Annotated in this window: 14 protein-coding genes; 7 read left to right on the top strand and 7 right to left on the bottom strand. The window is 60.9% G+C overall.

Translation table 11 applies throughout. The annotated features are described in order from the left end of the window. Window positions 1–156 precede the first annotated feature (156 nt). From ddfA to NJT13_RS01595, 4 genes are all read right to left on the bottom strand, one after another. Window positions 157–420: a DdfA family disk-determining factor gene (ddfA, locus tag NJT13_RS01610; RefSeq protein ID WP_254523745.1), complete on the bottom strand. Its 264-nt coding sequence runs from the start codon at window positions 418–420 to the stop codon at window positions 157–159. 141 nt (window positions 421–561) lie between these two features. Beyond that, a complete protein-coding gene (locus NJT13_RS01605; RefSeq protein ID WP_254523744.1) occupies window positions 562–3,726 on the bottom strand; it encodes a PAS domain S-box protein in 3,165 nt (1,054 codons plus the stop codon). 160 nt (window positions 3,727–3,886) lie between these two features. Continuing rightward, complete coding sequence (locus NJT13_RS01600) at window positions 3,887–4,939, bottom strand: DNA-methyltransferase (protein ID WP_254523743.1); 1,053 nt, start codon at window positions 4,937–4,939, stop codon at window positions 3,887–3,889. Between the two features lie 199 nt (window positions 4,940–5,138). Then, window positions 5,139–5,705 carry a hypothetical protein gene (locus NJT13_RS01595; RefSeq protein ID WP_254523742.1) on the bottom strand — a complete coding sequence of 189 codons (567 nt, stop codon included), beginning with the start codon at window positions 5,703–5,705 and terminating at the stop codon, window positions 5,139–5,141. Between the two features lie 504 nt (window positions 5,706–6,209). On the opposite strand from NJT13_RS01595, the gene NJT13_RS01590 reads away from it, so the two are divergent. Further along, the gene (locus NJT13_RS01590; protein WP_254523741.1) at window positions 6,210–6,854 is read left to right on the top strand and encodes a hypothetical protein; all 645 of its coding nucleotides are present in this window, start codon (window positions 6,210–6,212) and stop codon (window positions 6,852–6,854) included. A 27-nt stretch (window positions 6,855–6,881) separates the two neighbouring features. On the opposite strand, the gene NJT13_RS01585 is transcribed toward NJT13_RS01590, so the two are convergent. Continuing rightward, window positions 6,882–7,475 carry an NADPH-dependent FMN reductase gene (locus NJT13_RS01585; protein ID WP_254523740.1) on the bottom strand — a complete coding sequence of 198 codons (594 nt, stop codon included), beginning with the start codon at window positions 7,473–7,475 and terminating at the stop codon, window positions 6,882–6,884. A gap of 118 nt (window positions 7,476–7,593) precedes the next feature. Here NJT13_RS01585 and NJT13_RS01580 point away from each other — a divergent pair, with 118 nt between their 5' ends. Continuing rightward, window positions 7,594–8,583, top strand: coding sequence for a nucleoside recognition protein (locus NJT13_RS01580; protein WP_254525365.1), 990 nt, complete (start codon window positions 7,594–7,596; stop codon window positions 8,581–8,583). 182 nt (window positions 8,584–8,765) lie between these two features. Here the strand turns inward: NJT13_RS01580 and NJT13_RS01575 are convergent, their stop codons facing one another. After that, window positions 8,766–9,161, bottom strand: a complete 396-nt coding sequence (locus NJT13_RS01575) for an SPW repeat domain-containing protein (RefSeq protein ID WP_254523739.1) — start codon at window positions 9,159–9,161, stop codon at window positions 8,766–8,768. 312 nt (window positions 9,162–9,473) lie between these two features. Between NJT13_RS01575 and NJT13_RS01570 the strand changes: the two genes are divergently transcribed. After that, the gene (locus tag NJT13_RS01570; protein WP_254523738.1) at window positions 9,474–10,127 is read left to right on the top strand and encodes a helix-turn-helix domain-containing protein; all 654 of its coding nucleotides are present in this window, start codon (window positions 9,474–9,476) and stop codon (window positions 10,125–10,127) included. Continuing rightward, complete coding sequence (locus NJT13_RS23365) at window positions 10,127–10,609, top strand: DUF7344 domain-containing protein (RefSeq protein WP_425499777.1); 483 nt, start codon at window positions 10,127–10,129, stop codon at window positions 10,607–10,609. Before NJT13_RS01570 ends, NJT13_RS23365 begins: the two co-directional genes overlap by 1 nt. Before the next feature lie 28 nt (window positions 10,610–10,637). Here NJT13_RS23365 and NJT13_RS01560 read toward each other — a convergent pair whose 3' ends face one another. Further along, window positions 10,638–11,459, bottom strand: a complete 822-nt coding sequence (locus tag NJT13_RS01560) for an IS5 family transposase (RefSeq protein ID WP_254523736.1) — start codon at window positions 11,457–11,459, stop codon at window positions 10,638–10,640. A 240-nt stretch (window positions 11,460–11,699) separates the two neighbouring features. On the opposite strand from NJT13_RS01560, the gene NJT13_RS01555 reads away from it, so the two are divergent. The 3 genes from NJT13_RS01555 (at window position 11,700) to NJT13_RS01545 (ending at window position 16,808) form a co-directional block, all read left to right on the top strand. Further along, the gene (locus tag NJT13_RS01555; protein ID WP_254523735.1) at window positions 11,700–11,909 is read left to right on the top strand and encodes a hypothetical protein; all 210 of its coding nucleotides are present in this window, start codon (window positions 11,700–11,702) and stop codon (window positions 11,907–11,909) included. A gap of 1,425 nt (window positions 11,910–13,334) precedes the next feature. Next, window positions 13,335–15,092: an alkaline phosphatase D family protein gene (locus tag NJT13_RS01550; protein ID WP_254523734.1), complete on the top strand. Its 1,758-nt coding sequence runs from the start codon at window positions 13,335–13,337 to the stop codon at window positions 15,090–15,092. A 654-nt stretch (window positions 15,093–15,746) separates the two neighbouring features. Next, window positions 15,747–16,808 carry a PAS domain-containing sensor histidine kinase gene (locus NJT13_RS01545; protein ID WP_254523733.1) on the top strand — a complete coding sequence of 354 codons (1,062 nt, stop codon included), beginning with the start codon at window positions 15,747–15,749 and terminating at the stop codon, window positions 16,806–16,808. Window positions 16,809–16,923: the final 115 nt, after the last annotated feature.

Here is a 16,923-nt window from a genome sequence, read left to right as displayed (position 1 = left end):
GCTCCCGCCGGTGGCGCGGCCGTCGAATTACTCGGGCCGGGACCGCTGGATCAGCGCCTCGGTTTAGGTAAAACGCCGGAAGAACAGCGCTGTCGCTCTCGACGAACGCGACAAAAAAAACACGAGACGCCGCGCCGGCCCGGACAGAATCGAGCGCTAGACCGACTCGACGCGTATTTCCCCGTCAGCCGTGATCGACACCAGACAATCGCAATACTCGAACGTGACCGATCCGCTCGAGCGGAGTCCGTCGGCACGCGGTTCGAACAGCCGCTCGAGCGCATCTGCGTTGATCGAGTAGTGGAGCGGGTCGAGTTCGGTTACATCCTCGTTACGAAATGTTGCGACGGCCTCCGCTACGGCAACGCTGAGCGGCTGGTCGTCGAGTCGGTCGTACTGCACTGAATGGTGATCCCCCATCGTAGTCGACGGTGATCGTGAACTCATCTCGGTCATAGTTTGTACGTACCCCCAGTACGTCAATGGGAAGTCATCACTTCGTTCTCGATTTGTTGCAAAGAACCTGATCGTTAACTGTGTAATAGCCGCCTCGGAAGAGGGTTAATCAGTTAACCCACCGGTCGTCGCGGGCCCGTCGAAAAGTGATGCGAACAACTTTCGTTCGGCGGATCGGACGTGTTTGTGGAACGCTGGCGAAGAAATGTCGAGCGACGTCGCGATCTCCTCGCCGGTCGCCTGGCGGGGCCAGTCGAAAAAGCCGCCGTGGTAGGCGGTCTGTACGACCTCTCGCTGGCGATCCGTGAACGTAGAGAGGAGCGTGTTGCGTGCGGGGCCGCTGAGCGTCGACAGGTCGTCGGTTGTCTGTTCGCGTCGGGCGATCAGCCAGACTGACGGACCGCTCCGGTTGATCCCCGACAACACTTCTCGAATCTCGACTCCGTCGGGAACGTCCACGATCGCACGGCCACTCGATTCCTCCGCGACGAACTCCCGTAACCGCGCCCCGTTCGTATCGGCGATCGTTCCCAAAAACGGCTCGGTGAACTGTAGCTGGAGTAACGTTCCGCCGTCGTGTTCTGCGATAATCGAAACCTCGCTGATTCCCTCGAGCGACGTACAATCGACGGCGTCCGCGAGGTCGTCGATCGACCCTTCGATGGCGGCGAACACGATCTGCGTTCCGTCGGTCCGTGCCGTCGCACCTTCGTACGTAACCGGTTCACCGAGCTGCCCTGCGAGCTGGGACAGCGTGGCATCCGCTGCAACCTCGAGTTCCACTTCCGTGCGGTTGTCGCCCAGCAACGCTTTCTTCCGTTTGACGGCGTCGATCGCGTAGGCGATCGTCTCTCCGAGTTCCGACAGCGTCGATCGAAGTGTCTCGTCGAACCCGTCCCGTTCCTCGCTGTAAATCGAAAGGACGCCGTAGAGGAAATCGTCGTACACGAGCGGGACCGCGTACACGGATTGAAAGTTTCGGGACAGCGCGGCGACCCGCCACTCGCCGTCGTGGACCGACTCCGCGACGTTGTCGACGTAGATTTCCTCCTGCGTCCGGGCCGCTCGTCCCGCCGGTTCGGCGGCCGTATCGTCGACTGCGGTCACAGTTACGGCATCGAGATACCCCCGCTCGAGCCCGTCGTGTGACCACGGTCTGAGCTCGTTGCCGCTTGGATCGGGCTCACCAATCCAGGCCAGCGAACACGTCTCGAGGTCGACGAGCCGTTCGGGAATGCCGCGCTCGATATCCGTTCTGGAGTCGGCCATCAACAGGAGCTGTTCGATTTCCTGGCGAACGTCGTTGGCCTCGTTGAGCCGCTCGAGGTGTTCGTTCTGCTGTTTCAGTTCTCGCTCGCGTTCTTGCAATCGGCGCGCTCGGCCGATCCGATCGAGTGCGGCCTCTGCCGCGGTCGCGAACAACTTCGCGAGCTCCACGGCGTTGGTATCGTACTCCCCAGCGGTTTCCGAGAGCGCGACGAGAACCCCGTGTTCGCCGAGCGGAACGTACAGGCCGCTCCGTGCATCGGTCGCCTCGTCGTGAACGATATCGGCGGTTCTGACGTCGTCGTAAACGGTCGGCTCGCCGGAGACGAACGTCTCCCAGGCGATGCTGTCGTTTGGCTGGAGCCGCGGTGGCGAGCCGAACGTCGACTCGAACGCCGAGGCGGCCGCCGCCGGGACGAGTTCGTTTTTCCGGTCGTCGAACCGGTAAACCGCGCTGTCGAGGTCGAGAACGTCGTTGGCGACGTCCACGATGTACTCACAGGCCGCCTGGGTCGATTCGACGGCCAGGAGATGGCTCGTCGCTTCGTGAAGGGCGCTGAGCGCGTTCTGATACCGAACCCGTTCGGTGACGTCGCTTGCGACGCCGATCACGCGGTCGACGCCATCGTCGGCCCTGATCGGTCGGTACCACATTTCGAAGACGCGGTCGCCGAGTTCCCTCCGCGAGTGAACTGTTTCGCCTTCGAGGGCCTCACGCGCGTCGTCACGGACGGTAGGGTACTCTTCGAGCAGGTCTGAATAGGGCGTTCCGACGATCTCCTCGGAGTCGAACCCGAGGTTCTCGAGGCCGCGACCCTCCGAGAGCGTGAAGGAGCCATCGTCCTCGATGACGAACAGGACGACCGGGGCGTTCTCGACGAGCGTCTGTAATCGCTCCGTCCGTTCGGCAAGGTTCTGCTCGCGCTCGATACGATCGCTTACGTCACGCCAGTAGACGGAGATGCCCGATGGGGACGGATAGATGCGCGCCTCGATCCACGCGTCGTAGGGTTCGAAGTAGGCTTCGACGGTTTGTGGCTCCTGTGTGTCCATCGCCTCGATTGCAGCGGACTGAAAATCCGTTCCCTCCATGTCCGGAAAGACGTCGAGAATCCTCCGTCCGAGCAAGTCGGTACGCTCGTGATCGATCAACTCGAGCGTACGCTCGTTGACGTAGCTAAAGCGCCACTCCGAGTCCAGCGCGTAGAAGGCATCGGTCACACGCTTGAAGGACTCGCTCAACTCCCGTTCGATACGGTGATACTCCGTAATGTCCCGAATCGACGCGACGATGCCGTCTACGGGATCGTCCCCCAGACAGTTCGTGAGCGAAGCCTTGTGAACGAACCACGAGCCGTCCGCGTGTTGACACGTGTACTCGACGGTCCGTGTCGATCCCGGGGCGGCCTCGCTCACGGCCTCGAGCGTGTCGATCACTTTCTGAGTGTCGTCCGAGTGAACGTAGTCGAAAATCTGTGACCCGCGCAGTTCGTCTCGATCGAACCCCCCGACGCGTTCGACGCCGGGGCTGACGTAACCGATCGTCCCGTCCTCGTCGGTGACGACGATCAGATCCGACGACTGCTCGATGACCCTTCGGTACCACTCTTCCGAGCGGTCTGAGCCGAACTCCGACGAGGCGAATTCGACCGTCCGCCGGAGTCGATGGGCCAAAAGCGGGGGCTCCTGAATGGTCGTCTTGGCGATCACCTCGGCGGCACCGTCGGCAACCAGCCTGTCGATCGGCTCGTTTGCTGCTGGATCGACGGCGTAAACGATCGGACAGCTCCCGTCGATCGCTTCGAGAACGTCGCGATCGTCGGTCAGGATACAGTGTGTTCCGTCGAGCAGTTCGTTCGAAAGTTCGGAAGCGGACGAGACGGTTCCCGTTATCGTGACCGGTTCGTCCGCGAGTCCCGCCGTCGACGTCCGGAGCCACTCGGACGAGCCGACGGCGAGCGTGCGAACGGGAATCGCCTCGGATTCCTCGAGACCGCGAACCATACTTCTGCTGAGGTCGGCGGAGGTAAAAACTTCGCGTCGGTTTCACGTTCGCGAACCGGGCCGATACTGGCTCGACATCCGGAACCGACCAGCTGCGTCGTTCCCGGAGCAGCGGACGCCTCGCGACCAGACACGAACGCGTCTCCTCCGGGACGAGACCTCACTCCTCCCCGAGTGGCGCGTGCTCGACCCGATAGCCGTCTTCGGTCCGATCGACCGTTCGCGCCTTCCGAAGTCTGATCCCGCGCTCCATTTTCGTCACGACCGGAGTCTCGTAATACTCGGCGTCGTACGAAATCGGCTCGCCCTCCTCTCGGCGGCGCTCTACGAACGCCCGATGGCGCTCGAGGCGCGTCCGGCCGATCGACTGCGACAGGGCGGGGACGTCATCGACCCGTTCGTCGAATACCTCGAGGAACGCCTCCTCGAGTTCCAAGCCGATCGAATGTCGGCCGGCACACATCGCCGCCAGCGTGGTCGTCCCGGTTCCCCAGAACGGATCGAGGACGGTGTCGCCGTAGGTCGAGTACATACAGAGTAGACGGTACGGGATCTCGAGCGGGTAGGCCGCCGAGCGTTCCCGGAGTTTCTCGTCCCCCTCGTCGATCGTCTGCAGTTCGCCCGTGACGTCGGTCCAGACGTCGGAGAACCAGCGGTTGCGCTCCTCCCAGAAGTACGCCGCCTCGTACCGTCGGTCGGCTCGCGGCTCGAACTCGCGGCTCGTCTCGCCGTTCCGGAACACCAGGACGTACTCGTGTTCGAGGGTGACGTAGGCGTTCGGTGGGATCATCCCGCTGCCCATGAACTTGGCCGCGCTGTTGGCCGGTTTCCGCCAGAGAATATCAGGCAGCGGTTCGAATCCCCGTCGCTCGAACGCGCCGAGGATCCGGGCGTGGTTCGGGTAGACCCGAAAACTTCCGTCGACCGACCGCGTCGCATCACCCACGTTGATACAGGCGATCCCCCCGTCGACCAGCACCCGCTCGAGTTCGTCCCAGACGCACTCGAGTTGGGCGTGCATCGCATCGAACGCCCCGCGTCCGTCTCCCGACGCCAGCGCGTCGCCGATCGCCGGATCGAGTTCGGTAAAGAGGTCGTCCCACATTTCGATCATCGGATACGGGGGGGACGTCACGACGAGTTCGACGGAGTCGTCCGCTACCTGCGAAAGATCGCGCGAGTCACCGACGAACACCCGGTGGGTCGTCTCCATTGCGTTCACAGTGTCGGCGTCGCTCCCTTAGCTCCTTCGTCAGCGCGACGACTCGAGCGATCATCCACGAACGCGACGTGATCCTGAGCCAGTAGAACGCGTTACAAGCAGTCCGGTCCCGACGAACTACCGGCCCTGTCCGGGGTCCGAGAGCGTTCGGACGCTCCCGAGTCAATCGTCTTCGGCCGGTTGCGGCCGCCTACTCTTCGGTCTCGTCCTCCAGTTTCTCCCCTTCGGTTTCCTCGGATTCCTCGACGCTCTCCTCGGTCGGTTCGGCCCGTTCTTCCTCCGTTTCCCCGCCCGTCGCCGGTTCGAACTCCTCGATCGGTTCCCACTCCTCTTCTTCGCCGCCGGAGAGCCGCCGTCGGAGAAACGCGGCCCCGGCCAGAACACCCACCACGAGCAACAATTTCGGCAGCCGCCGCGATTCGGATTCGACTTCTACCTCGACCTCGTCGGGTGTCGCCGTGGACGAGGCCGCCTCCTCGGCAGACTCTCGGACGTCTTCGATGATATCGGGCTCCTCGACCTCCTCGATCGGGGTCCCTTCGAATTCGTGCGATTGTCGGCCCGCGAGAAAACCGACGGCCGCACCCAGGCCCACCAGCGCCCCCGCAAGCGGGATCCGTCCGCCGGACTTCGAGCCGTCAGCTTCTTCGACAGCCTCGAGAATAGAGTCGCGCATCGGCGAATCCATCCCCTGGTTGACCGCCTCTTTGACGATGAGCTCGGATAGTGTCTTGTCCTGTTGGTCCGTCTCAGGCATAATCCGCCACGACCACACCGCCGCACATAGTTCTATCCACTGTTTCCGACGTGGGGAGCTTTCGACCCCGCATTATTCGTCGGCTAATCGTTCAGGAAACGGTTACACTGTTCGTCACAGCCCGGATCGAAGCCGAGTATCGATCTGTCGAACACGACTTCGAAACGTCGACCAGCGAGTCACGAATCGCGTGACGGTCTCGAAAAGGCGGTTTCAACTCGGTTTTCACGTCGGCGCCGTACCCGATCGGTGGCGATCGTTCCCCCGGTCCGAAACGTCTCCGGGACGAAATACGACCGCGGTCTCGGTCGGATCGATAAACGGTGACAACTGAGACTGTTTCGGCTCAAGTCACATCAGTAGTGTCTACAGCAACTGTTTCATTCAGTAAAGCCATCACGATCGGCGATTTCCGTTCCGCGAGGGATAATGGCCACAATTTCTGCTCTATCACGGCATAATGGCTACCATAACGAAAGGGATGCCTCCGCAATGGGACAGAGTATGAGCGTTCTGCGCCAGCCTGAGGTTCTCGGTCAAACGACGCGTCGTCGCGTCGTCGGCGTTACCGCCGCCCTCTCGGCCGCGTCCATCGAAACGCTCGCTGTCGGTATCTGGTTCGGCCTCGTCGTCGACTCGCGGACGACGTCGACAGCGCTCGCAGGCCTCGGTGTGCTCTTCTGTGGGTCGTTGCTCCGCTCAGGCGTCTTCGGTGCGACAGTGAGCGACCTCGGCGACCTGCTGGAACCTCGCCGCCTCGGTGTAGCACTCGTTCTCACCACCGGATGGGTCCTCTGGCTGCTCGTGGCCGAGTTGGTCGGCGACCGTCTCGGAATCGTCATCGGGACGGTCGTCTTGACCGGTATCCTCACCACACAGTTCGTTTTCGAACGGCACGTCTTCCGGCTCCGATCGAACTGCAGGACGTCGTTCACGCCCGTGGTGCCGGCGCTACTGATGGCGACAGGCGCGTCGATACTGCTCGTTACGGCCTGGTTTACCTCGTGGAGCCTGTCGTCACCACCGATCACGGTGGTCGGTATGACGGTCTCCATCCGGATCGTCGCCCTGCAAATCGGCGGCTTCGTCTTCGGACTCTTCGCGTTCCTCGCACACCAGCGCCGGTTTCAACGGCTCCTCGCCACCTGAAACGACGTCTCGAGGCCCGGTGAACGGTTATTTTCCTTCCGCGCCGACGTTCTGATCGCTCTCGAAGGAATCCGGATCGGGCTCGATAGCCGCGTACTGGACGGCCCGTCGGCCCAGCGTCGTCACGCGCGTCTCGAGACTCGAATCGACGAACTCGCCGTCGTGGAACGCCGAGTTCGCGCTCGGAATCGCCGCCTCGTGCGGAATGACCCACGCGTTCAGCGCTCGGGCAACCGACCGCATGTGCTCGAGCGCCGTCACGGGGAACGAACCGCCCGAGACCGCCAGCAAGCCGACCGTCTTGTCCTCGAACTCGTCGAATCCGCAGTAGTCGAGTGCGGTTTTGAGCGGCGAGGCGTACGAACCGTGGTACATCGGTGACCCGAGAATGATCGTATCGGCCTCGCGGACGCGAGTCGCCAGCAACTCCGCGTCGCCCGCGTTCGCGCGGTCGCGGTCGGCGTCGAAGATCGGCAGTTCGTACTCCCGCAGGTCGAGCAGTTCAGTGGTCGCTCCGGCCCGTTCTGCGGCCGAGAGTGCGTGCTCGAGTGCGGCCCGAGTGTGACTTCCGTCCCGGAGACTCCCACAGATCGCGGCCACGTGGATGTCGCTGTCGCTCATGGATACGGGGACGTCGGGGAGCAAGAAAAGCTGCCGGAATGTCGCAGTCGCGTACACGACGGGAGTCGTCGGCGTGCGATCCGACGACCATTTCCTGTTCCAATTCGAACTGAGCGGCGTGCCATCGCTCGTTTCCGTGTTGGTCGGCGACGTCCTCCCGCGCGTGCTGACGATCTCGCTGTTGATCGGCGCGGGTGTCGGGCTTGCGAACGTCGCGGTGGAGTTCGGAGTGGTCGCGTTCGTCGCCCGCGCGGGTCGCGTCCTCACGGAACCGGCCAACCTCCCCCGAGAAGTCGGCACCGCCATCCTCACGAACGCGGTCTCGGTGACCGCGGGCTACGGGATGCTCGCGGAGTTCCGCGAGGAGGGACTCCTCGACGATCGGGCGACCCTCATCGCAGTCGTCACCAACACGTTCTTCGGATTCGTCCAGCACATTTTCACGTACTACGGGCCGGTTCTCGTACCGATTCTGGGCGTACGGGTCGGGCTGCTCTACGTCGGTGCGCGAGCCGGCATCTCGCTTGCAATTTCTCTCGTCGGTCTGGTTGCCGGCGCCGTCCTCTTGCGCGGCTACGAGTACGATGGCAGTGACATCGAACCCGATTCGCCCGACGAAGGGGACCAGACGATCCGCGAGACGCTCTCCGACGCGGGCGTCAGTACTCTGGAGCGCCTGCGCTCGATCGTCCCCCGACTGCTGGTTGTGTACTCGCTCGTCGTCGTCGCGCTCGAGTACGCCGATCGGATCCTCGCGGCGTTCGAAGCGGTCGGTCTCGACGATCCGACCACCGTCGTGGCACCGCTGGCCGGGGTGCTCGGGCTCCCGGGAGCAGCGATACCGGTGATCCTCGTCTCGCTGGTCGATCCGACCACCGGCGCGATCACCGTCGCCCCCCTCGTCGGCGACGCGCTGACGCCCGAGGAAGCGGTGATCACCCTTCTCCTGGGAAGCTTCGTTTCGTTGACGATCGGAACGGTCAAGCGGTCGATACCGTTTCAGTTCGGCATCTGGGGGGCGGCGTTCGGGACGAAGGTGGTCGTCGTCAACGTCTGTCTGAAAGCCGCGTTCATCCTCGTCACGATCGGTGTCTTCTCCATCGCCTGAGTCCACACGACCGACCATCGAAACCATCATCGCGGACTGCCGTCACGGTTCCACCGAAAAACCACGCACCGGACGCGTTCCGAACCGTGAGTCGAAGCCGAACCGACGACTCGGTTCCTCGCACTTCGGCCGCCGCCACACTCCGGTCCGAAATATTGCGCCGCGAAAATTCCGTGGCTGTCTTACGCCCTCGAGGCGGTCGTATTCGACGTTCGGACGCTGCCGTAGGCACCGACGAGCGACAGTATCGCGATGATCGCCCCGGCGAGACTGTTGATCCCGATCACCAGTTCGCGCTCGATGCCGAAGACGAACGGGGAGGCCACGATCCAGATTCCGAGCAACGCGAGTACGCCGGCGATAACGACGCTCGGCGATCGTTTTTCGCCGGTCCGATAGGCCTGATACGAGGCGATAACCGCGACTACAGCACCGACGACGACGTTGTGAATCCCCATATAGTCTGTAATGGTGAAAACGACCGCCGATAGCATGACGAACACGCCGAGAACCGCCGTCAATCCGGCGGTTCGTTCGACCAGCACCGATGCATCGTCCGCGGTTTCTGTTCGGCTCATACGCTCTCTATTGTTTACGCACATATTTGATCCCATCGGTAATGTACTATATCCGTTATGTTTGTGAAACGTTACTCGGCGACGAACCGGCGATCCGGTGTGCGAACCGAACCGATGGCACTGTTGAAATCCCATTATTTCGATAATCTCCCCGCTGAAACAGCCGTATGGTAAGGAGGCGACGTTTACCTCGGGAGGTCGCCTGGATCGGTTCACCGACGCCTAAATACGTTGCCCTCAGAGCTACCGGGCAGTAGATCCTCACTGACTCCGAGGGCTAGCGATAATGCCGTGTGGAGCGTACGTACGGATATGACCGTTATTACCGATATCGAGATACCGGCTGACCAGTTCGCGCTCGGAAAACTCCTCGAACAGTATTCCGACATCGAGATCGAACTCGTCCGTGTCATCCCCCTTCGAGACGGGATCATCCCCCTGTTTTGGGTTGACGGGGCAAACCCCGATGACGTCGAGGCCACGATTCGCGGCGATCCACTGGCAGAGGAGGTCAACCTGCTCACGGAGGCCGACGGACGGCATCTCTTCGAGATTCGCTGGAGCACCGAAATCGATGCGCTCATCAAGCCGATGATCGAGAGCCGTGCCGAAGTCCTGATCGCCGAAGGGAGTGCGAATCGCTGGAACTTTCGCCTCCAGTTCGCAAACCGGTCGATGCTCGGTGACTTCCGCCAACGCTGCCACGACAATGACATCCAGTTCCAGTTGCAGGCACTGTACAATCCCACGATCCCTAGTGAGCCGCTCGAAGAAGGCGAACTCAGTAGCGAACAGTACGACATTCTGGCGACTGCTCACGCGAAGGGGTATTGGCACATCCCACGCGACATCGAACTCGGCGAAATCGCCGATCTCATCGGCATCAGTCCGAACGCCGCCTCTCAACGAATGCGCCGTGCGCTCGACACCGTCGTCGACCAAGCGCTCGCAGCGAAACCCGACTAATGCCCAGTCTCCTCCACGCGTGCCCCCGATATCGGGATTCCCAACGCACGGTCCACCGTCAGCGTCGACAACTGGCGGAGTATTTAAAAAGCGGTTGTACTACAGGGACGGACTTCCCGAAAGGAGCCCCCAGTAAGAATCATGAGAGAGAGAGAGAGAGAGCGGTCGGAGCACTCACGTCTGAGGAAGCGTTTGGCCTGTTGGAAAATCCCTACCGGAGGCGGCTCCTGATGACGCTCCTCGATCACAATCCCGAAGACGAGGCAGCGATCCCCGACGACCTGACCACGGATGACGAGGAGTTAGAGGAGATGCTCATGGCGATGACGCACACCCACCTCCCGAAACTTGAGTCACTTGGCCTCATCGAATGGAACCGCGAGAAGAACGTCGTCACACGAGGCCCCGCATTCGATGAGTTACGCCCCCTCCTCGAATTGATCGACCGGCATCAGGACGAACTGCCAGAGGGCTGGCTGTAAGGGAGACTTCGATCTATGATCTCTCTATTTAGAGTGCCTTCTCGATGTTATGAGTGAGACAGCCGACAACGAGTTCACGGAACTGCTTCCACCAGTGTCGTGAGCGGACGAATGCTCCATACCTGCGTTTGAGTCGAGAGTTCACTGTCTCGTTCTGACTCCGCAGACCGTAGAGGTCGGCATCTAGTCGAGCATTCCACGCCTTGTGAAGCGACGAAAACTCGCGGTGCTTGATGAGCGGACGTACACCGTTTTCACGGGCTACCGTGCGAATCTTCTCGTCGTCGTATCCCTTGTCGCCAAGAAGAATCGCAACTTCAGCGGTATTCCGCTTGACGAGCGTCGGTGCGATCTGTGAATCGTGTTTTCGTGTCGTCGTTACGTGCAAATCGAGGATAACATTCGCTCTCGTGTCTACGAGGAGCGTGACTTTCAACTGTTGAATCGTCAACTCCGTTCGCTTCGTGTAGTGTTTCGAGGCGTGACTGCGGTCAAAGCCGGAGGCGTCGATACCAACGACACCGTTGGTCGGGAGGAGTGTGACCGAGAGGTTGAGTAGAACGCGCCAAACCGCCATATCGAGTCGGCTGAACGCTTTACAAAGCGTTGAGGGTGAAGGGAGTTCCTCAAGGCCGATGGCATTCCGAACCCGGGGCATCTCGATGAGTTCATCGATCAGCATCCGGTACGTCGTGTTCTTTCGTACCTTGAGACAGAGCAAGACGATGTGCTGGTGAAGTGTGTACCGCTGTTTCGAGAACTTTGAAGAGTAGCGAGCAACAGCTCGACGAGCCAAGTGATACGCCTTCTCAACGAACTGGAGTAACCGCGATTTCGGGAGGGCCTGCATCCGATCAAACTATCGGGCGAACGTGTAACCCTCTGAGGATTTCAACAGAGCCGAACCGATCGCTTCCGAGTCACGTCGTACCCCGTTCCTGGATTCCATACCCGGAGACCGCTCGGCGGCCGGTCGGCGAGAGACGGCTGCCGGTCTATCGAGCGGATCCCGTGGGCTGGGTCGGAAGACGACCGTGGACGGGCCAGTTCAGGCTCGGCGCTTATCAGAAAGGGGGGCGACTCCCCGCACGTGAGTGAACTCACCGATCGTCTCCTGTTACTGCTCATCGCTTTCGGTAGCCTCGGGACCCTGATCCTCGCGTGGTTCGGGGGCTTTATCGTCGCGGGGACTAGCGGATGGCTCGAAACCGTCGGCCTGACGCTCCTCGTGTTCCCTCTCGTCGGTACACTGATCGGTATCTGGTACGAGTTCGAGGCAATCGACACGGACCGCAGTTGAGACTGTCACTGGACGGACGGTGGCCATTCACGTGAGTGAGCTAGACGACGGGTCCCGTCGGATACCACAGTAACTCGACGTCACCGTTTCCCGAAGCGGGACGACTCGGGTCCCTCACCGACGCGTCTCGCTTCATCCCCTTGCAAGGCACCACCACACGCTTGTTTCTACATCGACGGTGGGGACGACTATGGGATACCGGGAGCGGTCGAGCAGGACGAGGCACCGCCGGCCGCGTTTTCAGCGACCGCTCACCGACTTCGAGGAGACGAGCGACCGGGTCCAGCGACTCGAGAACACGTTGCGCGCTGTTGTCCGGCACACGGGCGAAGTGTCGATCAGCGGACCCTGTCGATGCGGCGAGAGCCTACTACTCGTTCGGCGACGGGAAATACACTGTCCGGAGTGTGGCTATCAGCGGACGATGTGACGGTCGCCGGTCATCGCCCACCTCACCTCGAGACGCAGTACCGCTGGCTCGCCAACCCACCCCCATCTCGCCCTCGCTACTCCCCTGGCAATCTTCGACCGCAGTGAAACAGGGGCCGGCGGACCGACGTCCGTCGTCGAAGGCTCGGACGGCACTGGACGCCGCAATCGACCGGCCAGTATCGATGAAAGGGGTCGGTCACCTCGCGTCGATGAAGTGCATTATCGTCAGCATATACGTACCTAAAGATTACAATCACGTACCGATGGGCGACAGAACGTGAATTCCAAGCATTAAAGGCGGCTCGAGACACTCTCGATGATGGGGTGATCACCGTGCGCGACCACAATCGAATCGTGGCCGTGTGTGAATGCTGCAACTCGGCGTACGCAGCGAAAGAGCTACTAAACGGAAGTATTCGCCCGATCGGAACGAACTCGTGTTCCTGCGGATCCGAAGACTTCCGAGTGCTCAGGTGAATCGGTGCGTTTCCCCCTTTATTCGCCGTGACGGGACGATGGACGAGTGACCTCTATCGACCTCGGAACCGCCGTCCCGATAGGGAGTCCGATCGTTAGCGACCGATCGGCGGGCACACGCTCTCGACTGACGGACTGTGGCAAGCACGGTCCCTGCTGCTGGCACGACGTTTGGCGCATCCCGTTAAATTTCGTTCGGCGACTCCGGCGTCGGCACGAACGAGTCGGACCCCTGAGTGCCACCGTCGTCGCACGCGCGCTTGGGTGAACACACCACACACCACACATCGCCGGGGTGCACTCGAGCCCCCTGTTCGGTGCGAGGAGTGCTCCGTGGTGCGACGGACACTACCGAATGCGGGAGCACACGCCGTTCGCGACTATCCGCGATGCCGACAACTCGAGCCGCCCGATCGGAAACGTAGTCGTATATACGTACCGTCCGCTTCTTTCCCACCCATAATAATACGTATAGTAATTATAATAATCTAATAGCGTTCAATATTACTATCGTATATGTCCAACCAGGACAAAACTCGACGGCGGCCGAATCGGCGCGATTTTCTCGAGCGGATCAATACCGCGTCAGTCACGGGCGGTCTCGCTGCAATACTCGCCGAGCGAGACGTCGTTCAGACAGTCTCGGCGCGAACGGTCACCGACCGAACCGTCTTCGACTGCGGCGAGAATGCTGATCCGGACGAAACGTTCCCCCAGTCGGTTGCAAGCGGTGGGCCGACCGAAAGCGGCGTCATCCTCTGGACTCGAATCGACCCCGACGCGTACGCCGCTGCGGAGCCGATGGGTGTCCAGGTGGCGACAGACGACAGTTTCGAGACGATCGTCCACGAGGGGACGATCCCGGCCAATCGCATCCGGCCCGCTCACGACTACACCGTCACCGTCGATCTCGACGGAGTACTGAACTCGAATCGACGCTATTCCTACCGCTTCGTCTACGACGGGGTCGCGACGCGAACCGGCCGCTGTCGAACGCTTCCCGCCTCCGACGCCAGTCCGGACTCGCTGTCGTACGCAGTCCTGACGTGTCAGGATTACCAGAACGGATACTACGGTGCGTACCACCACGTCGCGAATGAGGACGTCGATTTCGTACTCCATCTCGGGGATTTTATCTACGAATCTTCCGATGGATCGTACACCTCCCCGACGACGAGTGTTGCGGACGGTCGGGACATCGAACTTCCCAGTGGAGCCGACCTGGCAGAGTCGCTGGCCGACTTCCGAACCCTGTACAAAACGTACAGGGGTGATCCGCTGCTACAGGAGGGAGTCGAACAGCATACGTTCATTCACGGCTGGGATGATCACGAAATCGGGAACAACCGATACTGGGATTACGCCACCGACGCACCCGTGCTTCCCGATACGGACGGTGGTGGCGACCCGGAGACGGCGATGGAAATCACCGCGAACGGTATTCAGGCCTGGGTCGAGTACATGCCCGCCCGAGTCGAGTTCGATCCGAGCGAACCGCATCTCCACGACCAGCTCCGGTTGTGGCGAGATATCCAGTTCGGAGACCTCGTCGACCTCTCCGTTACCGACGAACGACTCTACCGCGACGGCCCTCCGTGTGGCGACGGTCGACGGCTCACGTGTACCAACGAGGAAGCACGCGGACGGACGATGCTCGGAAGCGAGCAGAAAGAATACGTGAAAAACTGGGTGAGCCAGTCGGAGGCGACGTGGACGGTCTGGGCAAACGAAGTACTGACGATGCCGCTGACCATCGGCGACGGCTGGAATCAAGTCGAACTGTTCCTCGATTCGTGGGACGGATTCCAGTACGAGCGCTGGGAACTCATGCAACACGTCGCCGATGTGGACCCACAGAACTTCGTCGTCCTTACCGGCGACCTCCACGCGGCCGTGGCCGGCTATTTGAAAGGAGGGTACGGCGAAATCGAACCGGGTGAAACGTACGACCGCGTCGGTATCGAACTTATGACGCCCTCGGTCACGAGCGTGAACGCTGCCGACGTCATCGACTTCCCCGGCACCTGGGACGACGAAGCACTCGCCGGTATCGCCACGAAAGAAAACGACCACCTGGAATACGTCAACTGGCACCGGCACGGCTATGCTGTCGTCGAGTTCACTCGTGAGGACTGTACCTATACCGTCTACGAGGTCGACAAGGACACGAATTCTCGCGAGGCCGACCGAACGCAGGTAGCGCAGTACCGGTGTCTCGACCGTGAGACGGATCTCTCTGAGAAACGAACCAGCGGACAGCCTGACGAGGGCTGAACTGAGACCCGCACAGTCGTCGCCCGCGGGTGCGTCACCTGCGGCCGAAGAACCGATCGGTGGTAGTACTGTCGCCCGGTGCGGTCCATCGAATCGGGTGAATCGCGCCATATCGATTCGTATCGCCAGTCCAGGTCTGAGAGCGCACCACCGGTGAATTCACCGTGAGAACAGTTTCCGTGTGCAACCTATCGGAAACGCGGAAAGGGACGGGGGAAGATCGTGCCTCTGGATGGGGGAGCAGAGGCGGGTGGTTATTTTCGGCAATTACTATTAGTTGTTACGGCACTGGTGACTCGATCTCGTCAAACGGACCGCTATCGAAAGTCCGTCAGGCGACCGGACGAGAGCTACCGCGAGAGAGGAGAGCGCCTACTCGGTGACACTATCGGTGACCTCCGGGGCAGTTCGTCACCGTATGTCACGCGGCATCGGTGTCCGAACGGACGGGGACCGATAGTAGTCGTTGAAACGATTTACTCACCGCTCGCAGTGGAGTGGCCAGCAAAGTCTCGCTGGCCGCGACTTCGCGAGCGGGGTGTGCACTGACTTTCAACGACTACTATATTCGACGGACGACTAACGGTTACCCCGACGGTGGTAATCGTTTCCGCAGTTCGTAGGTTTTTATAGTTATTCTGTTTGGTTATTGTCATGGAAGGGGATCGGAACGCGGATTTGCCGGGGGTATTCGACGACATCGACACGGGAATCGTCTTACGTGACCCGGAGACAGGTGCGGTGCTCGACACGAACGATCAGGTAGAACGGTTGTATGGCTATTCTCGGAGCGAACTCCTCGAGATGGAAATAGAGGAGTATACAGCCCCCTCGACGAGATTTTCACAGGACGAAGCGATCGAGCGGATTCGATCGGCTGCCGCCGGCGAACCGCAGACGTTCGAGTGGCAGATCAAGCGAGCGAACGGCGAACTGATCTGGGTTCGTGTTCGCCTCAACAAGACGACGCTCGATGACACCACGTGTGTCGTCGCCGAGATTCGAGACATCACCGAGTACAAAGCTCGCGAGCGACGTCTCCGACTTCTCAATCGGGTCGTTCGGCACAACCTTCGGAACGAAACGAACGTTCTCATCGGATACGCCGACCGACTCAAACGAGCCGTCGAAGAACAGACGATCGAAGAGGAGGTGGATATGATCCTCGAAATAGCCGCCGAGATCGGGACGCTGAGCGATTCGATCCGTCAGGTCCAAGAAATCGCGAAACCGGACGCAGCGAAACGGACACCGACGGACATCGGAAAACTGGTCACGGAAATCGTGACGGAATTGGAGGCCGAGTATCCAGCGGCGGATCTCACCGTCTCTACTCGGGCGGAGGTCTGGGTAAATGCCGACGACGGTCTGCGTCACGCGATTATTCACGCCATCGACAACGCCATCACTCACAACGACGACGACGCCCCGTCAGTCGTGGTTCGAGTCGATACTGAGCCAAACACGAATCAAGGAGCGGTCAGCGTTCTCGATACCGGCCCGACGATCCCGACCATCGAGACCGACGTTCTAAAGGAGCATTTCGCGGCGAGTACCACGCATCACGGCTCCGGCGTCGGTCTCTGGGTCATGCAGTGGTGTGTCGACTCGCTCGGGGGCGAACTCGTCTTCGAGGAGAATTCGCCCCGCGGAAACATCGTTCGGTTCCTGCTTCCGGAAATTCAACGGCCCGAAACGGAGACAGAGCCCAGATAATCCGTCGCGCGATCCCTTCGCCGCGGACCGCCACACCACCTCGCTTTCACGAAGGCCGGCATTCCGACTCGGTCCCACGCGTTCACCTCGAGACCGTCTATCGGACGAACGAACC

The organism is Natrinema caseinilyticum, assembly GCF_024227435.1.
GTDB lineage: Archaea > Halobacteriota > Halobacteria > Halobacteriales > Natrialbaceae > Natrinema > Natrinema caseinilyticum.
The sequence above is the reverse complement of the archived record's forward strand: the minus strand, read 5'-3'. Positions and strand labels throughout refer to the sequence as shown.